The sequence below is a fragment of the Micromonospora yangpuensis genome, from assembly GCF_900091615.1.
Taxonomy (GTDB): Bacteria; Actinomycetota; Actinomycetes; order Mycobacteriales; family Micromonosporaceae; genus Micromonospora; species Micromonospora yangpuensis.
The window spans coordinates 2,013,519-2,033,188 of sequence record NZ_FMIA01000002.1; the positions used below are offsets into that span (position 1 = coordinate 2,013,519).

Consider the following 19,670-nt stretch of genomic DNA (forward strand, 5'->3'; position numbering starts at 1 on the left):
CGGTCAGGGCCGGTCCGGTGGGGCGGTGGTGACCGGGATCGGGCCGGTGAACGGGGAGGTGCCGACGACGTTGAACGACCGGACCCGGTAGAAGTAGGTGGTTCCCCGGGTGAGTCCGCTGTTGGTGAAGCCGCGTCCGGTGATGGTGAAGGTGACCAGCTCCCGGCTGAACCGCGGGTCGGCGGCCCGCTGCACGACGAACCCGGAGCCGGCCCCGGTGGGCGTGGCGCACGCCCAGGTGAGGATCACCGTCGCGGTCTCCGGCGCCGGTGCGCTGGCCGTCGCCGCCACCGTGTGCGGCACGCTCGGCACCGGGGGCGTGGTGGCCGTCGCCAGCGTCGACCAGGCGGAGACGGCCCCCAGGTAGGTGGTGCGTACCCGGTAGTAGTACGTGGTCTCCGGGGCGAGGACCGGGTCCAGGTGGTGTTCGGCCACCCCGATCGCGGTGGTGGTCGGACCGCTGGTGAAGGTCGGGTTGGTGGCCCGCTGCACGTCGACGCCGGTGGCGAAGGAACGGTTGCGCCAGGTCAGGGTGACCCGCAGCGGGGCGGTGGCGGGGATCGCCGTGACCAGCCCGGTCGGCGGGTTCAGCTCGACCGAGGCGGGGACGCTGTTCGACCACGCCGAGCAGCTCGCCGCGTTCTCCGCCCGGATCCGGTAGTGGTAGGTCACCCCCGGGGTGACCGTGGCGTCCACGTAGCGGGTCGCGGTGGCGGCCACGGTCAGCCCGGTGACCCCCGCGGTGAACCCCGGGTCGGTGGCGCGTTGCAGGTGGTGGCTGCTGGCCGCCGGCCGGCCACCGTTGCCGGTCCAGGCCAGCGCGATCGCCGGCAGCGCCGTCGCGGTGCCCGTGACGGCGGTCGCGGTCAGGCCCGACGGCGCCCGGGGCGAGACCCGCAGCACCAGGGGCCGGCTCATCCCCAGGTCCCGGTGGCCGGCCAGCTGGCTGTGCCAGCGGTACTCCCAGCCCAGGTTGACCTGGTGGTTGACCACCCGGGCCGGCCGTCCGTCGAGGGGGCTGACGTCGGCCTCGCCGACGGGTGCGCCGGCCGGGCGCAGCGGGTCGAGCAGCCGGACGCTGTCGCCGAGCTTGAACGGCAGCAGCGGTGCGAACGGGCGTACCGCGACGATCACGTCCTCGCGGGGGTGGACCCGGACGATCTGCTTCCACCCCCGCTCGTTGTCGTCCGGTGGCCGGATCGCGCCGTCCCAGCCGACCCGGTTGACCAGCTGCACGTCGCAGCCGTCGAGGTGCAGCGGCTGGGTCACCCGGTCGGCGCCGACGATCCGCCAGAGCTGCGTGCCGTCGCCGACCGCGCCGACCGGGATGGCCGGGTCGCCGACGTCGAGCACCTCGGTGGCCGGGTCGTTCGGGCCCAGCGGCAGGACGGCCGGGTTCCCCGGGCCGCCGACCGGATGCCCGACACCGAGCCGGCCGGTGCGGCGTCCGTGGTCGCGGTCGAAGATCGGCCGTACCCCCTTGACGGCCAGGGGCAGGGTGACCGGCCCGGCGGCACCGACCGGGGTGATCTCGACCGTGTCGGCGTGCGCCGACACCACGGTCTGGAGGGCGGTGCGGGTGCCGAAGGCCCGGTCGTACGCCGGCTGCGGCACGATCGGCGGGCGCTGGCTGGCCGCGTACGCGCCGGGCAGCCGCTCGGCCAGCCGGTCCCGGTCGTACGGTGGGTCCGCCGCGCCGTGCACCCGGATCTGCAGCAGGGTACGGGTGTTCGGCCCGTACCCGGGGCGGGTCCGGGGTGGCCCGCCGACGTCGGTGCGGTCGGGTGCGGCGCTGTGCTGGTCGTAGCGGGGATCGAAGCAGGGCAGCGGCGCCGGGCAGTCGTTGTAGAGGATCAGGACGCTGCCCGGGGCGACGGTGGAGAAGTCGACCACCACGTCGGCCCGTTCGCCGGGGGAGAGCAGCAGGGCGTGGCCGGCCACGTTGAGCACGGTCGGGTCCTGCCGGTCGTAGCGGTAGCCGACCGGTCGGGCGGCGAGCACCGCCGGGGCGGGCAGCAGCCCGCACTCGTTGCCGATCTGGATCAGGTCCGGGCCGGCGGCCTGCGGGTCGGGTACCCCGCCGTCGCGTCCGTCGACCGGCCAGTGCGGCGGCCGCCCCGGGGCCCGGACCGCCTCCACCATCGGCACCTCGCCGGCGTCGGCGTCGGCGAGGCTGCCGTCGGGACGCCACATCGGCTGGTCCGAGGCGGCCCGGTACAGCCCCAGGTTGAGGCTGCGGTCCGCGCACGCGTTCAGGATCCGGAACCGGTACGCCTTCGGCCGGACCACCAGGTACGGGTACGCGCAGCCGTTGATCACCGGGGTGTCGCCGTACGCCTCGGGCACCGCGCTCGGGTGCGGCACCCCCGGGGTCAGCGGCGGCTCGTCAGGTGCGGTGACCGGGTCGTGGTGCGGGTTGGACACCGGCGCCGGTGCGTCCGGTCGCTGACCGCCGGACGGGTCGCGGGGCGGGCCCGGGCGGTCGTCGGGTCGGGACCAGGGGCCGTAGTCCCAGCGGCCGGTCCGGTTGCCTCCCGACGGGTGGTACGGGTTCTGCCGGGGCTGGTAGACGTGCGGATGCCAGAGGTCACCCCGGGCCCCCCAGCGGTCCCGGTCCCAGGTCGGATCCTCCGCGGCCAGCTGCGCGTCGTCGGGTACGAAGGTCTTGTCCTGAATGATCAACGGAAGCTGTTCGGTGGGCAGCACCCCGTCGGCGACCAGCTGATCCTCGGCCGGATCGGTAAGCAGGTACGGCGCGAGCTGCCCGCTGTAGACGGTGAGCCGGGCCAGCCCCAGCGTGTTGTCGTGCAGCCACATCAGCCGGCCACTCTGGTCGTTCGGGTAGTACAACGTGGTGGCGCCGGCACCCGGCGGCGGCATGTCGGGCACGTGGGTCAACCCCACCCCGGTCGGGTACGGGGTGATCTCGCCGGCCGGGGTCACCCAGTGCAGCGGGTTGCCGGCGCTGGTCCAGCCGGTGAGCGCGCCCTGCAGGCGCGGCACCGCCCGGTTCTGCGGGTACGGCGCGGGTCCGCCCAGCGGGCCGGTCCCGGCCCCGGCCACCGACGGGTCGACCGGCAGGAACAGGTCGCCGGCCCGGCCGGTGGGCAGCTGGTTGATGAACTTGACCCGCACCGGCCGGCCGCGTCGCGCGGCGATCAGCGGACCGTGCAGGTACGGCCGGTCCGGTGGGGTGAGCGTGTTGTGCCCGGTCGGGTCGGTGCCCAGGTTGAGCTGGCGGTAGCCGCGCAGCCGGGTGGTGGGCAGGTCCCGGTGCAGGCGTTGGCGGTACTCCTGCAACCCGATCTCGTAGTAGTCGCAGCCCGGGTAGGTGATGGTGTCGGGCATCGCCACCGGCAGGTGTCCGCCGAGGGCGTTGCGGCCGTGCGGGCCGGGCAGCGGCAGCGCGTCGACGAACTTGCGCAGGCCGGTGCCGCGGACCACCTGGCCGGCGGCGGTCGGCACCGGCCGTCCGCTGGTGGCGAAGTTCGGCACCGGCCCGAAACAGCGGGGTACGGCGGCCGGGTCGAGGCTGGTCGGGGTGGTCGCCGCCGGTGCGGCCGACTCGCCGGTACGGGCCGCCGGCACCCTCGTGGTGCCCCGGGTGAGCCGGTCGAGCCAGGTGTGCCGGAGTCTGCGGAACATGGCCATGACGCTCCCGGGTCGCGGCACGGGCGGGCCGGCCCGCCGGTCGGCGGCCCGCCCCCACGTGGTGGTCTGCTGACGAGAGGTGGTCGTTCGACAACAGAATGCGACCGCCGGAGGGCTGCGAGGAATTACCCAATCGTCCGAAAATCGGCGTCGGTCCGGCCCGGTGTCAGGGTTGTTCCGGTTGGCAGCGCGGGCACCAGTAGGTGACCCGGTCGGCCTGCTCCCGTTTGTCGATCGCGGTGCCGCAACGGCGACAGGGCTGGGCCCGCCGGCCGTAGACGTAGCTGGTCGCGCCCCGGTGCAGCGACCCGGTGGTGCTCTGGGTCCACCGGCCCCGGTTGGCCGCGAGCAGCCGCTGCGCCAGCGTCACCAGGCCGGCCAGGTCTGGCACCGACCCGACCGGGGTCCACGGCCAGATGCCGCGCAGGAACAACACCTCGCACTTGTAGAGGTTGCCCACCCCGGCCAGGTTGCGCTGGTCCAACAGCGCCTCGGCGACGGTGACCTCGGGCCGGGCGGCCAACCGCCGGACCGCCTCCTGCGGATCCCAGTCCGGCCCGAGCAGGTCCGGCCCGAGCCGGCCGACCAGGGTCGCCTCCTCGGTGGTCGGCACCAGGGCCAGCTCGTGCAGGTGGTAGCCGACCGCCACCGCACCCGGGCTACGCAGCACCACCCGGATCAGGTGCGCCGGTCGGGCCGTCCACCGTTCCCCCGGCGCGTACGCCCGCCACGCGCCGTCCATCCGCAGGTGCGAGTGCAGGGTACGACGCTCGGCGCCGGCCGGGTCGGCCAGTCGCAACAGCAGGTGCTTGCCCCGGCTGGCCGACTCGAGCACGGTCCAGCCGGCCAGCTCGACCCCGGCCAGCTGCGGCACCCGGAAGTCGGTGCCGGTCAGCCGGCTACCCGCCAGCGCCCGGTGCAGGACGCGAGCGGTGTTCCAGACGGTGTCACCCTCGGGCACCTGACCATCCTGCCTGGTCGGCGTGGGTCAGGACGCTCCTGGCGGCGTTTCCCGGGCGCGTTGCCGGCCGGCCGGTCAGGGCCGGCCGGCCGGTCAGGGCCGTTCGTCCGGGCGGCCGGTCAGGGCCGTTCGCCCGGCTGGCCGGTCATGGCCGCTGTTTTGGGGCGGGCCGGTCAGGGCCGCTCCTCCGGGCGGGGCGGCCGGACCATGTCCTGGTAGCGGGGGTGGCTGGCGCCGTACACGGCGTAGTTGAGTCGGGCGTGCGAGAGGCTCAGGTCACCGTTGGGGCCGCCCCGTACCACCTCGGCGTCGGCGTCACCCTGACCGTCGTCGGTCCAGAAGCAGACCGGACAGGTCCCCCCGCCGGTCCGACAGGCGCAACAGGGACAGGCGGCCGGAACCCATTGATCACCCACCGGGGAAGCATTCCACACCGCCGGAGCGGACTGGAGCACGGGAGCGTACCGATTGTTGCGCTCACCGCGATCGGGCGCTCACGGTCAGCAGATCGCCGGGCGTCACCGCCAGCAGGTCCACCGCCCGTCCACCGTTCACCGCGATCGCCACCCGATCGGCCGAGTCGCCGTACACCACCAACTCGCCGTGGCCCGCGTCGGCGAAGGTCTCCCCGCGTACCGCCGGTTGACCGGCCCGTGCGGGTGCTGCCGGTTGACCGGCCCGTGCGGGTGCCGCCGGTTGACCGGCGCGTGCGGGTGCCGCCGGAAACCCGGCGCGTGCGGGTGCTGCCGGGTGGCCGGTGACCGTGAGGGTCGGTGGTAGGGCGTCGAGCAGGGCCGCCGGGGCGGCCAACTGGACGTTGCCGAAGTGGTCCACGGTGGACACCTCGGCGGTCAGCCCGTCGGTGTCGGCCCGTACCGTCGGTGTGGGCAGCCGGACCAGGGTGTCCGGGTCGACCGCCGGGCCGGCGGCGGCCAGCGGGTCGCCGCCGGCCAGTCGGGCCGCCACCGGCGCGAAGACGTCCCGGCCGTGGAAGGTCCGCGACACCCGCGACGCCAGCCAGCGCGGGTCGGTCAACTCCACCGCCGCCCCGATCCCGCCGAGGGCGAGCGCGGCGTCGACCAGCAGACCGTTGTCCGGCCCGACCAGGAACCCGCCCGGGGTGGCCAGGCCGACGCCGCGCCGGTCCGTGCCGACCCCCGGGTCGACCACCGCCACGTGCACCCCCCACGGCAGGTACGGCACGGTCTGGGCGAGCACCGCCGCGCCGCGCCGTACGTCGGCCGCCGGGATCAGGTGGGTCACGTCGATGATCCGTGCCTGCGGGGCGAGTCGGGCGAGCACCCCGTGGCAGGCGGCCACGAAACCGTCGGTCAGGCCGTAGTCGGTGGTCAACGAGATCCAGCTCTGCGCCATCGTCGAAGGCTAACCAGCCCCGCCGGGCAGCGACAGCTTCCCTGTCGTGGCGGTCACCCCCGGGCGGCCGGTGCCGGTACGTCGTCGAGGTACGCCACCCCGGTCGCGGCCGTGGAGACCTGCCAGAGGCGCTCGGCGAGGACGGGATCGTCGGCGGGCGCGACGATCCGGCGGGCGTGTACCCGGCTGTCCCACTTGCGCAGCGACGGGCCGTGCAGGACGCCGGTCTCGGCGGTGGGGCTGGTCGCGGCGTAGAGCAGCGAGATGGTGGCGCGCAGCGGACTGCGGGCCGTCAGGAGGCCGATGCCGTTGGTCACCACCCGTTCCAGCGCGCCGTCGGGCCGGGTGTTGAGCGGGGTCCGGGACATGCCGGGGTGGGCCAGGAAGCTGCGCACCGGGCTGCCGGCCCGGCGTAGCCGGCGGTCGAGTTCGGCGCCGAACAGGACGTTTGCCTGCTTCGAGCGGACGTAGCGCACGCCCGGCGAGACGGCCGGGTCGCCGGCCAGGTTGTCCAGGTCGGGGCCGCTGCGCAGCAGCCGGTACATGCCGGAGGTCACCGTGACCACCCGGGGGAGCCGGTCCGGGGCGAAGAGGTCCAGCAGCAGGCCGGTCAGGGCGAAGTGGCCCAGGTGATTGGTGGCGAAGACCGGCTCGTACCCCTGGGCGGTCGCCCCGGAGCCGCCGACGTTGGTCCCGGCGTTGTTGAGCAGCAGGTCGAGGTGGCGGCCCTCGGCGCGCAGTCCGGCGGCGAACGCGCGTACCGAGTCGAGGTCGGCCAGGTCCAGCCGCCGTACCGTCAGGTCGCCGGTGAGCCCGGAGCGGACCCGTTCGCCCTTGGCCGGGTCCCGGACCGCCATGATCACGCGGGCGCCGCGGGCGGCGAGCCGTTCGGCGGCGATCAGGCCGAGGCCGCTGCTGGCGCCGGTGACCACCGCCGTGCGGCCGGTCTGGTCGGGCATCTCGTCGAGGGTCCAGGAAACGGGCACGCCGCACCTCCGGTGGCAGTGGAGCGGATGAGTTATCCGCTCAGCTGGGTCGACGGTAGCACGGCAGCGGATGACTAATCCGATCTCATCGGATGGATTATCCGCGTACTCTGGTCCGGGTGTCGACGACCAACGCCGAGTCCCTGCGGGCCGACTCCGCCCGGGTGCGCGCCCGGATGCTGCAGGCCGCCCGCGACCGGATCGCCGCCGGTGAGCTGGAGCTGCCGCTGAACGCCGTGGCCAAGGCGGCCGGGGTCGGCGTGGGCACCGTCTACCGACACTTCCCCAGCCGCCAGGTGCTGCTGGAGGCGCTGGCAGCCGAAGGGCTCGCCCAGGTGGTCGCCGCCGCCGTGCGGGCTGCCGCCGAGCCCGACGTGGCCAACGGTCTCGCCGGGTTGCTCCGGGTCGTGCTGGAGGGCCAGCGCACCGACCCGGCGCTCGCCGCCGTCCTGGCCACCCCGGAACCGGCCGGCCCGCAGACCCGGGACCTGGTGGGCGCGTTGACGGCCGCCGTGGACCGGCTGCTGCGGCGGGCCCGCGCCGACGGGGTGATCCGTTCCGACGTCACCGCCGGGGACCTCCAGGCACTGCTCTGTGGCCTGCAGCACGCCGTCCAGGTAAGTGGTGCCCCCACCGGCGAGCGCTACCTCGACGTCCTGCTGCGTGGCCTGCGCGCCCACCCCTGACGGCGGCGGGTGACTCCGGTCGGGGCGTACTGACGGCTGTGCGACACCCGCCCTGACCGACCGGACGGTGCCACCCGGGACGCGAGGACGGCACACTTCCTGACGTGAACAGTCGCATCTGGAGGGTCCCCGCCGTCGCCCTGCTCGTGGCGCTCGCCGCCGCGAGCACCGCCTGCGGCACCGAACGGACCCGCCCCGAGGCTGCCCCGACCACCGGCGCCGCGCCGTCGAGCGCGGCGCCGACCGCCGCCGTCCCCGACCCGTCGACCGTCCCGCCGGCGTCGACCGCCCCCGGGGCCTCGGCCACCGGTACGCCCGCCGACGGCCCGTCCGCCACCGCCCCGGCACCCGGCCCGACCGCCGGCAGGACCGACACCCCGTCGGCGCGCCGCAACAGCCCGCCACCGGTCGTGCTGCCGAAAAGGCCCGCCGGCGCGCCCAGTGCGCGCACGGTAGTCGACGCGTTCCGGGCCGCCAAGCTGCCGGTGCCCAACCCCCGGGACCGATCCGTCGACTGTGGACCGGACGGGCAGGGGCTGGGCTGCTCGGAGCTGATCGCCACCGACGCCGTCACGGTCTACGTCTTCCCCGACGAGACGGCCGCCAGCGACATCGCCGACACCTGGAGCGGGATGTCGTACCGGCACGGCACCGTGGTGTTGAACTACCTGGAGGCGAGGACCCCCTCGGCCGACCGGCCGCGCTACGAACGCGTCCTGGCCGGGCTCGGCTGAGGCGTGCCGGGTCAGCCGCGCAGTCGGAGCCCGCGTGGGGTGGCCCGGAAACCGGCGGCGGTCAGCGCGGCGTGCAGCGGTGACGAGTGCACGGACGCGCCGTCGGCCCGCTCGACCGACATCGCCCCCAACGCCCCGGAGTGCACCGCCTCGGCGAGCGCCCGGCCCGCCCCGGTCACCACCTCGGTGTCGGAGCTGAACGAGAGCAGGGTGCGTCCGCCCCGCTCCACGTAGAGCACCAGCTCACCGCCGACCAGCACCACCACCGCGCCCGCCTTGCGGCCGGCCCGGTGCCCGGTGGGCGCGCCGGCGGCGTCGCCCGCGTCCACCGCCCGGTCGGGCCACGGCAGCGCCGCGCCGTACGGGTTCGCCGGGTCGGTCGCCGCCAACACCAGCGCCGCCCCGGAGCGGTCCCGCCCGGACTCGGCGGTCTCGGCCACCGCGCGGATCCGGTCCACCGCCCCCGGCACGGCGAACTGGGCCGCCCCGAGCCCTTCCACGAAGTACCCGCGCCGGGCCGCGCCGCGCTCCTCCAACGCGGACAGCACCGGGTAGACCGCCGCGAATCCGCCCACCACCTGCTCGGCCAGGACCGCGCCCCGGGTGACGATGCCGTGCCGCTCCAGCAGCACGTCGGCCAGGGCGGTGGCCCGTCGGGTCGGGTCGGTGTCCCGGTCGGGCAGCCGGGACCAACGTCCGGCCACCGTCGGCGGCCCGCCCCGGCTGGGCAGCGCGACCCGCCCGGGACGGCGGTACCGGGTGCGCCCCGCACCCGGGCGGGCCCGGTGCGCCCCGCCGCCGCCGAGCACCGCCCGCAGCGGCGCGAGGGTGTCGTTGGTGAGGTACCCGGCCCAGACCAGGTCCCAGACGGCGGCGACCAGGGCGGCGTCGTCGCCGGAGCCGACCCGGTCCGACAGCGACCGGAAGAAGAGCGCCTGCCCGTCGGCGAGCGCCGCCAGCACCGCCTCGTGCAGCGGGGTACGGGCCAGCGCCTCGTCCGGCGGGGGCAGCAGCAACGGCGCGGTGTCCGGGTAGGCCAGGGTGAGCCAGCCGTCGCCGCCGGCGATCGCCCCGGAACCGGCCCAGAGCACCTCACCGCTGGCGCAGAGCTCGTCGAGCTGCGCGGGGGAGTAGTCGGCGACCCGGTTGGGCAGGACCAGCCGTTCCCAGGCGGAGGCGGGCACCGCGACGCCCTGCAACTGGTCGACGGCGGCGAGGACCGCCTCCACCCCCCGGGCCGCCGAGCCGACCTGTTGCCAGCGGGGCAGGAACGTGGCCAGCGCCGCCGGCGGCACCGGCTCGATCTCCCGGCGCAGCGCGGCCAGCGACCGCCGGCGTAACAACCGCAGCACCTCCGCGTCGCACCACTGGGTGCCCACGCTGTCCGGGGTGAACTCGCCGGAGAGCACCCGGCCGGTGGCGGCCAGCCGGCGCAACGTCTGCTCCACCACGAAGACCCCGAGCCCGAAGCGGGCCGCGCAGGTCGCCGCGGCGAACGGGCCGTGGGTGCGGGCGTACCGGGCGACCAGGTCGCCGAGCGGGTCGGCCACCGGTTCGAGGTACGCCCCGGCGACCCCCACCGGCAGCGCGACCCCGAGCGCGTCGCGCAGCCGGGCGGCGTCCTCCACCCCCACCCAGCGCTCCTCGCCGGCGATCCGGACCCGCAGCACCCGCCGGGCCGCCGCCAGCTCGGTGAGCCACTCCGGCGGGACCTCCCGGGCGGCCAGCTCGGTCTCGGAGAGGTCGCCGAGCACCCGGAGCAGCTCCACCACGTCCTCGCCGTCGCGGGGCCGGCGTTGCGCGGTCAGCCAGCGCAGCTGCCGCTCGGTCTCGGCCAGCACCGCCGGGTCGAGCAGCTCCCGCAGGTCCACCCGGCCGAGCAGCTCACCCAGCAGCGCCGAGTCCAGCGTCAGCGCGGCGGCCCGACGCTCGGCCAGTGGGGCGTCGCCCTCGTAGAGGAAGGCCCCGACGTAGCCGAAGAGCAGCGAGCGGGCGAACGGTGAGGGACGGTCGGTGGCCACCTCGACCAGGCGGATCCGGCGGGCGGTCAGGTCCCGCATCAGCTGGGCCAGGGCCGGCTGGTCGAAGACGTCCTGCAGGCACTCCCGGGCGGCCTCCAGGGTGACCGGGAAGTCGGCGTACTCCCGGGCCACGTCGAGCAGTTGGGCGGCCCGCTGCCGCTGCTGCCACAGCGGTTGCCGGCGGCGGGGGTCGCGCCGGGGCAGCAGCAACGCCCGGGCGGCGCACTCGCGGAACCGGGACGCGAAGAGGGCCGACGTGCCTACCGACTCCTCGACCAGCTGGGCGATCTCGTCGGGGTCGAAGACGACCACGTCCGCGCCGGGTGGCTCGTCGGCGGTGTCCGGCAGGCGTACCACGATGCCGTCGTCGGCGGGCATCACCTGGGCGTCCACGCCGTACCGCTCGGCCAGCCGGCGGCCGATGGCCAGCGCCCAGGCCGCGTTGACCCGGGCACCGAGCAGACAGTGCACGGCCAGTCGCCAGTCGCCCAACTCGTCGCGGAACCGCTCCACCAGGACCGTCCGGTCGTCCGGCAGGGACCGGGTGGCGGCCTGTTGCTCCCGCAGGTACGCCAGCAGGTTGCCGGCGGCCCAGTCGTCGAGCCCACCGGCCCGCAGCCCGGCCACGGCCGTCTCGTCGTCCTGCCGGAGCAGGGCCCGCACCCGGGCCCCGATCGCCCGGCCCAGCTCCACCGGACGGCCCGGCTGGTCGCCCTTCCAGAACGGCATCCGGGCGGCCTGGCCGGGGGCGGGTGAGACCAGCACCCGGTCGGGGGTGATCTCCTCGATCCGCCAGGAGGAGGAGCCGAGCAGGAAGACGTCGCCGACCCGGGACTCGTAGACCATCTCCTCGTCCAGCTCGCCGACCCGGGCCGCGGTGGCCGCGCCGGCCAGGAAGACCCCGAACAATCCCCGGTCGGGGATGGTGCCGCCGCTGGTCACCGCGAGCCGTTGCGCGCCGGGACGGCCGGTCAGGGTGTCGGTGCCCCGGTCCCAGAGCAGTCGCGGGCGCAGCTCGGCGAAGGCGGTCGAGGGGTACCGCCCGGCGAGCATGTCCAGGACGGCACGCAGGGCCGAGTCGGGCAGGTCGGCGAAGGCCGCCGCCCGGCGGACCAGCCCGGCGAGGTCGGCGACGGCCCAGGGCTCCAGCGCCACCATGGCGACGATCTGCTGGGCCAGCACGTCGAGCGGGTTGCGCGGGGGGTGCAGCTCCTCGATGGCCCCGTCGGCCATCCGTTCGGCCACCACCGTGCAGGAGAGCAGGTCCCCCCGGTGCTTGGGAAAGACCACCCCCCGGGAGACCGCACCTACCTGGTGCCCGGCCCGGCCGACCCGTTGCAGCCCGGCGGCCACGCTGGGCGGGGCCTCGATCTGCACCACCAGGTCCACCGCGCCCATGTCGATGCCGAGCTCCAGACTGGAGGTGGCCACCACGGCGGGCAACTGGCCGGCCTTGAGCGCCTCCTCGATCTGGCGGCGCTCCTCGCGGGACACACTGCCGTGGTGGGCGCGGGCGATCACCGGCTCCGCCCCGACCGCCGCCCCGGACTGCGCCATCACCTCGGCCGGCGCCCGCCCGGTCCCCCCGGACCCGGCAACGGCCCGGCCCCCGGGGTACGCCGGCCTGGTGTCGGGGCTGCCGGCTTCGCCGGCGCCGGACTGCTGCTCGGCGTTGGTCTGCTCGGCGGCCAGCTCGTTGAGGCGGGCGCAGAGCCGCTCGGCACCACGCCGGGAGTTGGTGAAGACGATCGTCGACCGGTGGGCGCGGATCAGTGCGAGGACGCGCTCCTCCACCGCCGGCCAGATCGAGGCCCGGCGCGGCCCGGGCCCGCCGAGGGCGTCCTCGGCGGGCGCGTCCTGCTCGTCGAGGCGGGTCATGTCCTCGACCGGCACCTGGACGTTCACCTCGATGGTCTTGGGCGTGGCGGGCTGCACCACGTCCACCGGTCGGGGGCCGCCGAGGAAACGGGCGCAGCCGTCGACCGGGCGGACGGTCGCGGAGAGACCGATCCGTTGGGCGGGGCGGGGCAGCAGCTCGTCCAGACGCTCCAGGGACAGGGCGAGGTGCGCGCCGCGTTTGGTGCCGGCGACCGCGTGCACCTCGTCGACGATGACCGTGTCGACGCCGCGCAGGGACTCCCGGGCGGCCGAGGTGAGCAGCAGGAACAGCGACTCCGGCGTGGTGATGAGCACATCCGGCGGGGTGCGGGCGAAGGCCCTCCGCTCGTCGGCCGGGGTGTCGCCGGTGCGCATGCCGACCGTGATGTCCGGTGCGGTCAGGCCGAGCCGGGTCGCGGCCTGACGGATGCCGGCCAGCGGGGCGCGCAGGTTGCGGTCGACGTCGACCGCGAGGGCCTTGAGCGGGCTGACGTAGAGCACCCGGCACCGGTGGCGTGGATCGGGTGGCGCGGGGTCACGGGCGAGGCGGTCCAGCGACCAGAGGAACGCGGCGAGCGTCTTGCCGGAGCCGGTCGGGGCGACCACCAGCGCGTTGCGCCCCGCGGTCACCGACCGCCATGCCCCGTCCTGCGCGGCGGTCGGCGCGGCGAAGGCGGCGGCGAACCACTCCCGGGTGGCCGCGCCGAAGCCGGCCAGCACCGTCGTGGCGTCCTGCCCCGCGTCGCCTACCTCCGTCACGCCCCCATCGTGCCCGCACCCGCCGACATTTCCGCGGCCTGCACCGCCGTTGCGCCCGGTAGCAGGCCCAGAACGTCATATTGGCGATTGGTCCTTAAAGTCTTACTTAACTGCTTGCATGTGAGAGACAACATAACGTAGCTTCTCTCGCAACGTAGCGTCGAGGTGGAGGCGATCGATGGCCGTCGAGGAGCGTGGCTTCGAGCCCGGCACCGACGTGCTCATCCGCAAGGTCGACAGCCATCTTGCCGTCGTCCGGGCCGGTCTGCACGGGCCCGAGCTGGAGCTGGCCGAGCGGCTCGCCGGCTGTCTGCGGGAGCTGGTCGCCTCCACCGCGCAGGCCAGCGCCGCCGACCGGGGTCAGGTGCGGGCGGCGGTGCACTTCTTCGTGCTGCGCCGGGAGAGTCGGGGCCGGTTGCTGGCGGTGCGCTCGCTGGCCGCCGCCCAGCGGGTGGTCAACCGGGTGGTGCTCCACCTCGGCCGCCCCGACCTGCTGGTCTGATCACACCATTTGCCGGAAATGCCCCCATTGTCGGGTGAACTGGCGTCTGATCGCTGCTAAGGCCTGTCGAGCCGTGCCGTCGACCTGGAGCACCCGTGCTGTTACTGCTGATCCTCCACCTGGTGGCGGCGCTCGTCGCGCCGCTGCTGGTGCGCTGGTGGGGTCCGCGGGCCTTCCTGGCACTGGCGCTGGCACCGGCGGCCGCCGCCGGCTGGGCGGTGGCCCACACCCCGGCGGTACGCGCCGGCGGCACGGTGGTCGAGGCGTACCCGTGGATCGGTCAGCTCGGGCTCGACCTGGCGTTCCGGCTCACCACCCTGTCCTGGCTGATGACCCTGCTGGTCGGCGGGGTCGGAGCGCTGGTGCTGGTCTACTGCTCCCGGTACTTCCGCGTCGGCTCGGTCGGGCTGGCCCGCTTCGCCGCGGTCCTGGTCGCCTTCGCCGGAGCCATGCTCGGCCTGGTCCTCGCCGACGACCTGCTCCTGCTCTACGTCTGCTGGGAACTCACCACCGTCTTCTCGTACCTGCTCATCGGGCACAGCACCGAACGGCGGTCCAGCCGGTGGGCGGCGGCCCAGGCGCTCACCGTGACCACCCTCGGCGGGCTGGCCATGCTCGTCGGCGTGCTGATCCTCGGCCACCACGCCGGCAGCTACCGCTGGTCGGAGATCACCGACGGTCCGTTGCCCGGCGGGGCCGCGCTCACCGTCGCGGTGGTGCTGATCCTGGTCGGGGCGCTGTCGAAGTCGGCGATCCTGCCGTTCAGCTCCTGGCTGCCGGCGGCGATGGCGGCACCCACCCCGGTCAGCGCGTACCTGCACGCCGCGGCGATGGTCAAGGCGGGCGTCTACCTGATCGCCCTGCTCGCCCCGGTGCTCGCCACGGCCGTGCCGTGGCGTCCGGTGGTGGTCACCGCCGGCCTGGCCACCATGCTCGTCGGCGGTTGGGCGGCGCTGCGGCAGACCGACCTGAAGCTGCTGCTGGCCTACGGCACGGTCAGCCAGCTGGGCCTGCTGGTGGTGGTGACCGGGGCGGGCACCCCGGACGCCGCGCTGGCCGGCACCGCGATGCTGCTCGCGCACGCCCTGTTCAAGGCCGCCCTCTTTCTCGTCGTCGGCGTGGTGGACCACACCACCGGCACCCGTGAGCTGGGTGAACTCTCCGGACTGGGACGCCGGGCACCGGTGCTGTTCGGCGTCGCGCTGCTCGCCGCCGCCTCCATGGCCGGCCTGCCGCCGCTGATCGGGTTCGTCGCCAAGGAGGCGGTCTTCGCCGCCTTCACCGATCGGCCGCTGGTCCTCGCCCTGCTGGTGCTCGGCACCGTGCTCACCGTCGCCTACAGCGCCCGGTTCCTCTGGGGCGCCTTCGCGGTCAAGGACGGCGTGGCGCCCACCGGCACCGGGCCGGCCGGCGCAGCCATGCTCCTGCCCCCCGCCGTACTGGCCGGCGCCGGACTGGTCACCGGGGTGCTCGCCGGGCCGGTGGGTGGGCTGCTCGGGCCGTACGCGCAGCTGTTCGGGACGCCCGGCGAGCAGCTGGCGCTCTGGCACGGCCTCACCCCCGCGCTGGGTCTGTCGGTCCTCGCCCTGGGCGGCGGCGGGCTGCTGTTCGCGCTGCGCGGGCCGCTGGTCCCGGTGCTCGCGCGACTGCGCTTCCCGGTGAGCGGCTCCGAGGGGTACGAGTGGGTCTCCCGCCGCTTCGACCTGCTCGCCATCGAGGTCACCGGCGCCACCCAACGCGGCTCCCTGCCGCAGTTCCTGGGCACCATCCTGATCGTGCTGGTGGCGGTGCCCGGCGTGGCGTTGCTGGTGACCCGGCCCTGGCTCACCCGGATCGCCCTCTGGGACACCCCGTTGCAGGTGGTGGTGGTCCTGGTGGTCGCGGTCGCGGCGGTGCTCGCCGTCGGTGCCCGCCGCCGGCTGACCGCGATGCTGCTGGTCGGGGTGACCGGCTACGGCAGCGCGATGCTCTTCGTGCTCTACGGCGCACCGGACCTGGCGCTCACCCAGTTCCTGGTCGAGACGGCGACCATCGCGGTCTTCGTGCTGGTCCTGCGCCGCCTGCCGGAACGCTTCTCGGCCCGGCCGCTGCGGAGCAGCCGTTGGGTACGCCGGCTGGTCGGCCTGGCGGCCGGGGTGGTGTTCGTGGGCCTCACCCTGACCGCCGCCGGAGCCCGGCAGGCGCCCCCGGACTCGCTGGCCTTCCCGCAACTCGCCGTCGAGCAGGGTCACGGCCGCAACGTGGTGAACGTGACCCTGGTCGACATCCGCGCCTGGGACACCATGGGGGAACTGGCCGTCCTCGTGGTGGCCGCCACCGGGGTGGCGAGCCTGGTCTTCCAGCGTTCCCGCACCGGCCCCCGACCGCGCCGCCCCCGACCCCGACAGCCCGGCGGCCCCCGGCGTACCGACCGGGCGGTCTGGCTGCGGGGCGGATCGACCCTGCACGAGCGGCAACGCTCGATCGTCTTCGAGGTGGTCACCCGGCTGCTCTTCCACACCGTGGTGCTCTTCTCGCTCTTCCTGCTCTTCTCCGGGCACAACGCCCCAGGCGGTGGGTTCGCCGGCGGCCTGGTCGCCAGCCTGGCGCTGGTGGTCCGCTACCTGGCCGGCGGCCGGTACGAGCTGGCCGAGGCGGTACCGGTCGGGGCGGGCACCGTGCTCGGCGCCGGCCTGGCCGTCGCCGTCGGCTCCGGGGTGGTCTCCCTGCTGGCCGGCGGCGCGGTGCTGGAGAGCGCGAAGATCGACTTCTCGGTACCCGGCCTCGGCGCCTCCTACCTGGTCACCTCGCTCTTCTTCGACGTCGGCGTCTACCTGGTGGTGGTCGGGATGGCCCTGGACATCCTGCGCAGCCTCGGCGCGGAGGTCGACCGGCACATCGAGGCGGCCGGCGGCCACAGCCGAGGGCTGCTCGTCGACCCCGACGGGGAACGCGCGTGACCGCGGGCGGGGGCGGGCCGACCCTGGTCCTGGTGGTCGCCGTCGGCATCTTCGTCACCACCGGGGTCACCCTGCTGCTGGAGCGCAGCCTGACCCGCATCCTGCTCGGCGTCATCCTCTTCGGCAACGGGGTGAACCTGCTGGTGCTGGTGGGCGGCCGGGCCGGCGGGGCGCCGCTGGTAGGTGCCGGCCCCACCGACCGGATGAGCGACCCGCTGCCCCAGGCGATGGTGCTCACCGCCATCGTGATCACCTTCGGGTTCACCGGATTCCTGCTGGCCGTGGCCTACCGCAGCTGGTACCTGACCGGCAACGACGAGGTCCAGGACGACCTGGAGGACCAGCAGGTGGTCCGGCTGGCCGCCCGCAACGAGCAGCCCGCCGCCGACCTCGGCGGGGAGGGCCCGGACGGCGACCCCGAGCAGGTCGACCCCCCGCCGGAGCGTCGACCCCCACGCGGTGGTGGGCAACGATGACGACCCCGTCGGCCCTCGTGCCGCTGCCGGTGGTGCTGCCGCTGCTGGGCGCCGCGCTGACCCTGGTCCTGGCCAACCGTCCCCGCCTGCAGCGGGCCATCAGCGTGGCGGTGCTCGCCGTCACCCTGGCGGTCGCCGTGGTCCTGCTGGTCGAGGCGTACCGGCACGGGCCGGTGGTGGCCCGGATCGGCAACTGGCCCCCGCCGGTGGGCATCGTGCTGGTCGCCGACCAGTTGGCCGCGCTGCTGCTGGTGGTCTCGGCAGCGGTGACGCTCTGCGTGCTGCTCTACTCCATCGGCCAGGGCCAGAGCGACGTGGGGGAGAGCGCCCCGGTCACCATCTTTCACCCCACCTACCTGGTGCTGACCGCCGGCGTCACCAACGCCTTCCTCGCCGGTGACCTGTTCAACCTCTACGTCGGCTTCGAGGTGCTGTTGGCCGCCAGCTTCGTCCTGATCACCCTGGGCGGCACCGAGACCCGGATCCGCACCGGCTCGACGTACGTGGTGGTCAGTGTCCTGTCGTCGATGATCTTCCTGGCGTCGGTCGGGCTGGTGTACGCCGCGACCGGCACCCTGAACCTGGCCCAGATCGCCGACCGGCTGGAGGCCCTGCCGGCCGGCGTACGGCTCAGTCTGCAACTGATGCTGCTGCTGGCCTTCGGGGTCAAGGCGGCGGTCTTCCCGCTGTCGGCCTGGCTGCCGGACAGCTACCCGACGGCCCCGGCCCCGGTCACCGCCGTCTTCGCCGGCCTGCTCACCAAGGTCGGCGTGTACGCGATCATCCGGACCGAGACGCTGCTCTTCCCGGACAGCGTGGCCGACACGCTGCTGCTGGTGGTGGCGGGGCTGACCATGCTGGTCGGCATCCTCGGCGCGGTCGCCCAGTCGGACCTCAAGCGGATCTTCTCGTTCACCCTGGTCAGCCACATCGGCTACATGATCTTCGGCATCGGGTTGAGCACCGTCGCCGGGCTCTCCGGCGCGATCTTCTACGTGGTCCACCACATCACCATCCAGACCACCCTGTTCCTGGTCGCCGGCCTGGTGGAGGTCCGGGCCGGCAGCACCGACCTGCGTCGCCTCGGCGGGCTGGCCCGGGTCGCGCCCCTGCTCGGCGTGCTCTTCTTCGTCCCCGCCATGAACCTCGCCGGCATCCCGCCGTTCTCCGGCTTCCTCGGCAAGCTGGGCCTGCTCCAGGCCGGGATCAGCGACGGCACCCCGCTGGCCTGGGTGCTGGTCGCCGCCGGCACGGTGACCAGCCTGCTCACCCTCTACGCGGCGTCGCGGGTGTGGAACATCGCCTTCTGGCGGGCCCCGCGACTGGCCGTCGACGTACCACCGGTCCGGCTGCCCCACCTGATGGTCGGCGCGACGGCCGCCCTGGTCGTGCTCGGACTCCTGCTGACCGTGGTGGCCGGCCCACTCTTCGACGTCACCGCCGACGCGGCGACCGATCTGCAGGACCGCACCCCGTACCTGCGGGCCGTGCTGCCGGAGGTGACGTCGTGACCCAGGCCCTACGGGACCGGGCCGGGCGCTGGCGGGACCAGGCGATCGCGCTCGGCTGGCTGGTGCTGATCTGGATCCTGCTCTGGGGTCAGATCTCCTGGGCGAACCTGCTCGGCGGGCTGGTGGCCGGCGGCGCGGTGCTGGTGTTCTTCCCGCTGCCGCCGGTGACCTTCGCCGGCCGGCTGCGGCTGCGGGCGTTGACCGTGCTGGCCGTCCGATTCGCCGTCGACCTGGTCGGGGCCAGCGTGCACGTCGCCGTCCTGGCCGTCCGGCCCGGCCCGGCGCCGCGCAGCGCGATCATGGGCGTGCCGCTGCGGGTCCGTACCGACCTGAACCTGGCCCTCACCGCCGAGGTGGTCTCGCTGGTCCCGGGCACCCTCGTGCTCGACGTGGACCGCGACGAGGCCGTCATCTACGTGCACGTGCTCGACCTGCCCGGCACCGGCGGCCGCACCGCCAACCGGGACCGGGTGCTGACCGTGGAACGGCGCATCGTGCGGGCCGTCGGCTCCCGCGCGGAGATCCGTACCGTCTCGTCCGACCCGGAGGCCCCGTCGTGAACACCGTGCTCGCCGTCTGCGTCACCCTCCTGCTCTCGGTCACCGCCCTGCTCTCGTTGACCCGCATGTACCGGGGGCCGTCCCTGCTGGACCGGGTGATCGCCGCGGACATGCTGCTCGCCACGACGGTCGGCGCGGTCGGCGCGGAGGCGGCGCTCAACCGGCACACCGACACGCTGGCGGTGCTGGTGGTGCTCTCCCTGCTCGGCTTCATCGGCTCGGTGGCGCTGGTCCGCTTCGCCGTACGGGAGGAGGGCTGATGCTCGCCACCGTCGCCGACTGGGCCGGCGGACTCTGCCTGGTCGCCGGCGGGCTGCTTGCCCTCGCCGCCGGGATCGGTCTGCTGCGCTTCCCCGACGTGCTGGACCGGATGCACGCGGCCACCAAGCCCCAGGTGCTCGGGGTGCTGCTGGTCCTGCTCGGCCTGGCCCTGCGCCTGCGCACCCCGGAGGACCTGGGCATGATCGCCCTGGTCGGGCTCTTCCAGCTGGCCACCGCACCGGTGTCGGCGCAGATGATCGGCCGGGCCGCCTACCGGTCCCGACGCCACGATCCGGCGCTGCTGGAATCCGACGACCTCGCCGGCCGTCGACCCCCACCACCGGCGTCGGCCGGCCGAACCTGACTCGCCG

Annotated in this window: 15 protein-coding genes; 9 read left to right on the top strand and 6 right to left on the bottom strand. The window is 74.8% G+C overall.

Annotated elements, in window-relative coordinates; all coding sequences use genetic code 11:
- Nucleotides 1–3: 3 nt before the first annotated feature.
- From GA0070617_RS09270 to GA0070617_RS09290, 5 genes are all read right to left on the bottom strand, one after another.
- On the bottom strand, nucleotides 4–3,651 hold the full coding sequence (locus tag GA0070617_RS09270; RefSeq protein WP_091435588.1) for a hypothetical protein: 3,648 nt from the start codon (nucleotides 3,649–3,651) through the stop codon (nucleotides 4–6).
- A 166-nt stretch (nucleotides 3,652–3,817) separates the two neighbouring features.
- The gene (locus GA0070617_RS09275) at nucleotides 3,818–4,612 is read right to left on the bottom strand and encodes a DNA-formamidopyrimidine glycosylase family protein (protein WP_091435589.1); all 795 of its coding nucleotides are present in this window, start codon (nucleotides 4,610–4,612) and stop codon (nucleotides 3,818–3,820) included.
- A gap of 173 nt (nucleotides 4,613–4,785) precedes the next feature.
- Nucleotides 4,786–5,028: a CPCC family cysteine-rich protein gene (locus GA0070617_RS09280; RefSeq protein ID WP_091435590.1), complete on the bottom strand. Its 243-nt coding sequence runs from the start codon at nucleotides 5,026–5,028 to the stop codon at nucleotides 4,786–4,788.
- A gap of 61 nt (nucleotides 5,029–5,089) precedes the next feature.
- Nucleotides 5,090–5,986, bottom strand: a complete 897-nt coding sequence (locus GA0070617_RS09285; protein ID WP_091435591.1) for an SAM hydrolase/SAM-dependent halogenase family protein — start codon at nucleotides 5,984–5,986, stop codon at nucleotides 5,090–5,092.
- A gap of 53 nt (nucleotides 5,987–6,039) precedes the next feature.
- Nucleotides 6,040–6,972, bottom strand: a complete 933-nt coding sequence (locus GA0070617_RS09290; RefSeq protein ID WP_229688608.1) for an SDR family NAD(P)-dependent oxidoreductase — start codon at nucleotides 6,970–6,972, stop codon at nucleotides 6,040–6,042.
- A gap of 119 nt (nucleotides 6,973–7,091) precedes the next feature.
- On the opposite strand from GA0070617_RS09290, the gene GA0070617_RS09295 reads away from it, so the two are divergent.
- Complete coding sequence (locus GA0070617_RS09295; RefSeq protein ID WP_217628780.1) at nucleotides 7,092–7,658, top strand: TetR/AcrR family transcriptional regulator; 567 nt, start codon at nucleotides 7,092–7,094, stop codon at nucleotides 7,656–7,658.
- Nucleotides 7,659–7,762: 104 nt separating this feature from the next.
- Entirely contained in the window at nucleotides 7,763–8,392 is a 630-nt protein-coding gene (locus GA0070617_RS09300; RefSeq protein WP_091435593.1) for a hypothetical protein, read from the top strand.
- A gap of 11 nt (nucleotides 8,393–8,403) precedes the next feature.
- Here GA0070617_RS09300 and GA0070617_RS09305 read toward each other — a convergent pair whose 3' ends face one another.
- Nucleotides 8,404–13,050: an ATP-dependent helicase gene (locus GA0070617_RS09305; RefSeq protein ID WP_091435594.1), complete on the bottom strand. Its 4,647-nt coding sequence runs from the start codon at nucleotides 13,048–13,050 to the stop codon at nucleotides 8,404–8,406.
- Between the two features lie 178 nt (nucleotides 13,051–13,228).
- On the opposite strand from GA0070617_RS09305, the gene GA0070617_RS09310 reads away from it, so the two are divergent.
- The 7 genes from GA0070617_RS09310 to mnhG all read left to right on the top strand — a co-directional run bounded on the left by GA0070617_RS09310 (nucleotide 13,229) and on the right by mnhG (nucleotide 19,663).
- Entirely contained in the window at nucleotides 13,229–13,552 is a 324-nt protein-coding gene (locus tag GA0070617_RS09310) for a hypothetical protein (RefSeq protein ID WP_091435595.1), read from the top strand.
- Nucleotides 13,553–13,647: 95 nt separating this feature from the next.
- Nucleotides 13,648–16,491, top strand: coding sequence for a Na+/H+ antiporter subunit A (locus tag GA0070617_RS09315; protein WP_091435596.1), 2,844 nt, complete (start codon nucleotides 13,648–13,650; stop codon nucleotides 16,489–16,491).
- A complete protein-coding gene (locus tag GA0070617_RS09320; protein ID WP_091435597.1) occupies nucleotides 16,488–16,967 on the top strand; it encodes a Na(+)/H(+) antiporter subunit C in 480 nt (159 codons plus the stop codon). Before GA0070617_RS09315 ends, GA0070617_RS09320 begins: the two co-directional genes overlap by 4 nt.
- Entirely contained in the window at nucleotides 16,964–18,478 is a 1,515-nt protein-coding gene (locus GA0070617_RS09325; protein ID WP_091435598.1) for a Na+/H+ antiporter subunit D, read from the top strand. The genes GA0070617_RS09320 and GA0070617_RS09325 overlap by 4 nt, the downstream gene beginning before the upstream one ends.
- Complete coding sequence (locus GA0070617_RS09330) at nucleotides 18,475–19,038, top strand: Na+/H+ antiporter subunit E (RefSeq protein ID WP_091435599.1); 564 nt, start codon at nucleotides 18,475–18,477, stop codon at nucleotides 19,036–19,038. The genes GA0070617_RS09325 and GA0070617_RS09330 overlap by 4 nt, the downstream gene beginning before the upstream one ends.
- On the top strand, nucleotides 19,035–19,298 hold the full coding sequence (locus GA0070617_RS09335; protein WP_091435600.1) for an MrpF/PhaF family protein: 264 nt from the start codon (nucleotides 19,035–19,037) through the stop codon (nucleotides 19,296–19,298). Before GA0070617_RS09330 ends, GA0070617_RS09335 begins: the two co-directional genes overlap by 4 nt.
- Nucleotides 19,298–19,663 (top strand): monovalent cation/H(+) antiporter subunit G, encoded by a 366-nt coding sequence (gene mnhG, locus GA0070617_RS09340; protein WP_091435601.1) that lies wholly within the window; start codon nucleotides 19,298–19,300, stop codon nucleotides 19,661–19,663. Before GA0070617_RS09335 ends, mnhG begins: the two co-directional genes overlap by 1 nt.
- The last annotated feature ends 7 nt before the right edge of the window (nucleotides 19,664–19,670 follow it).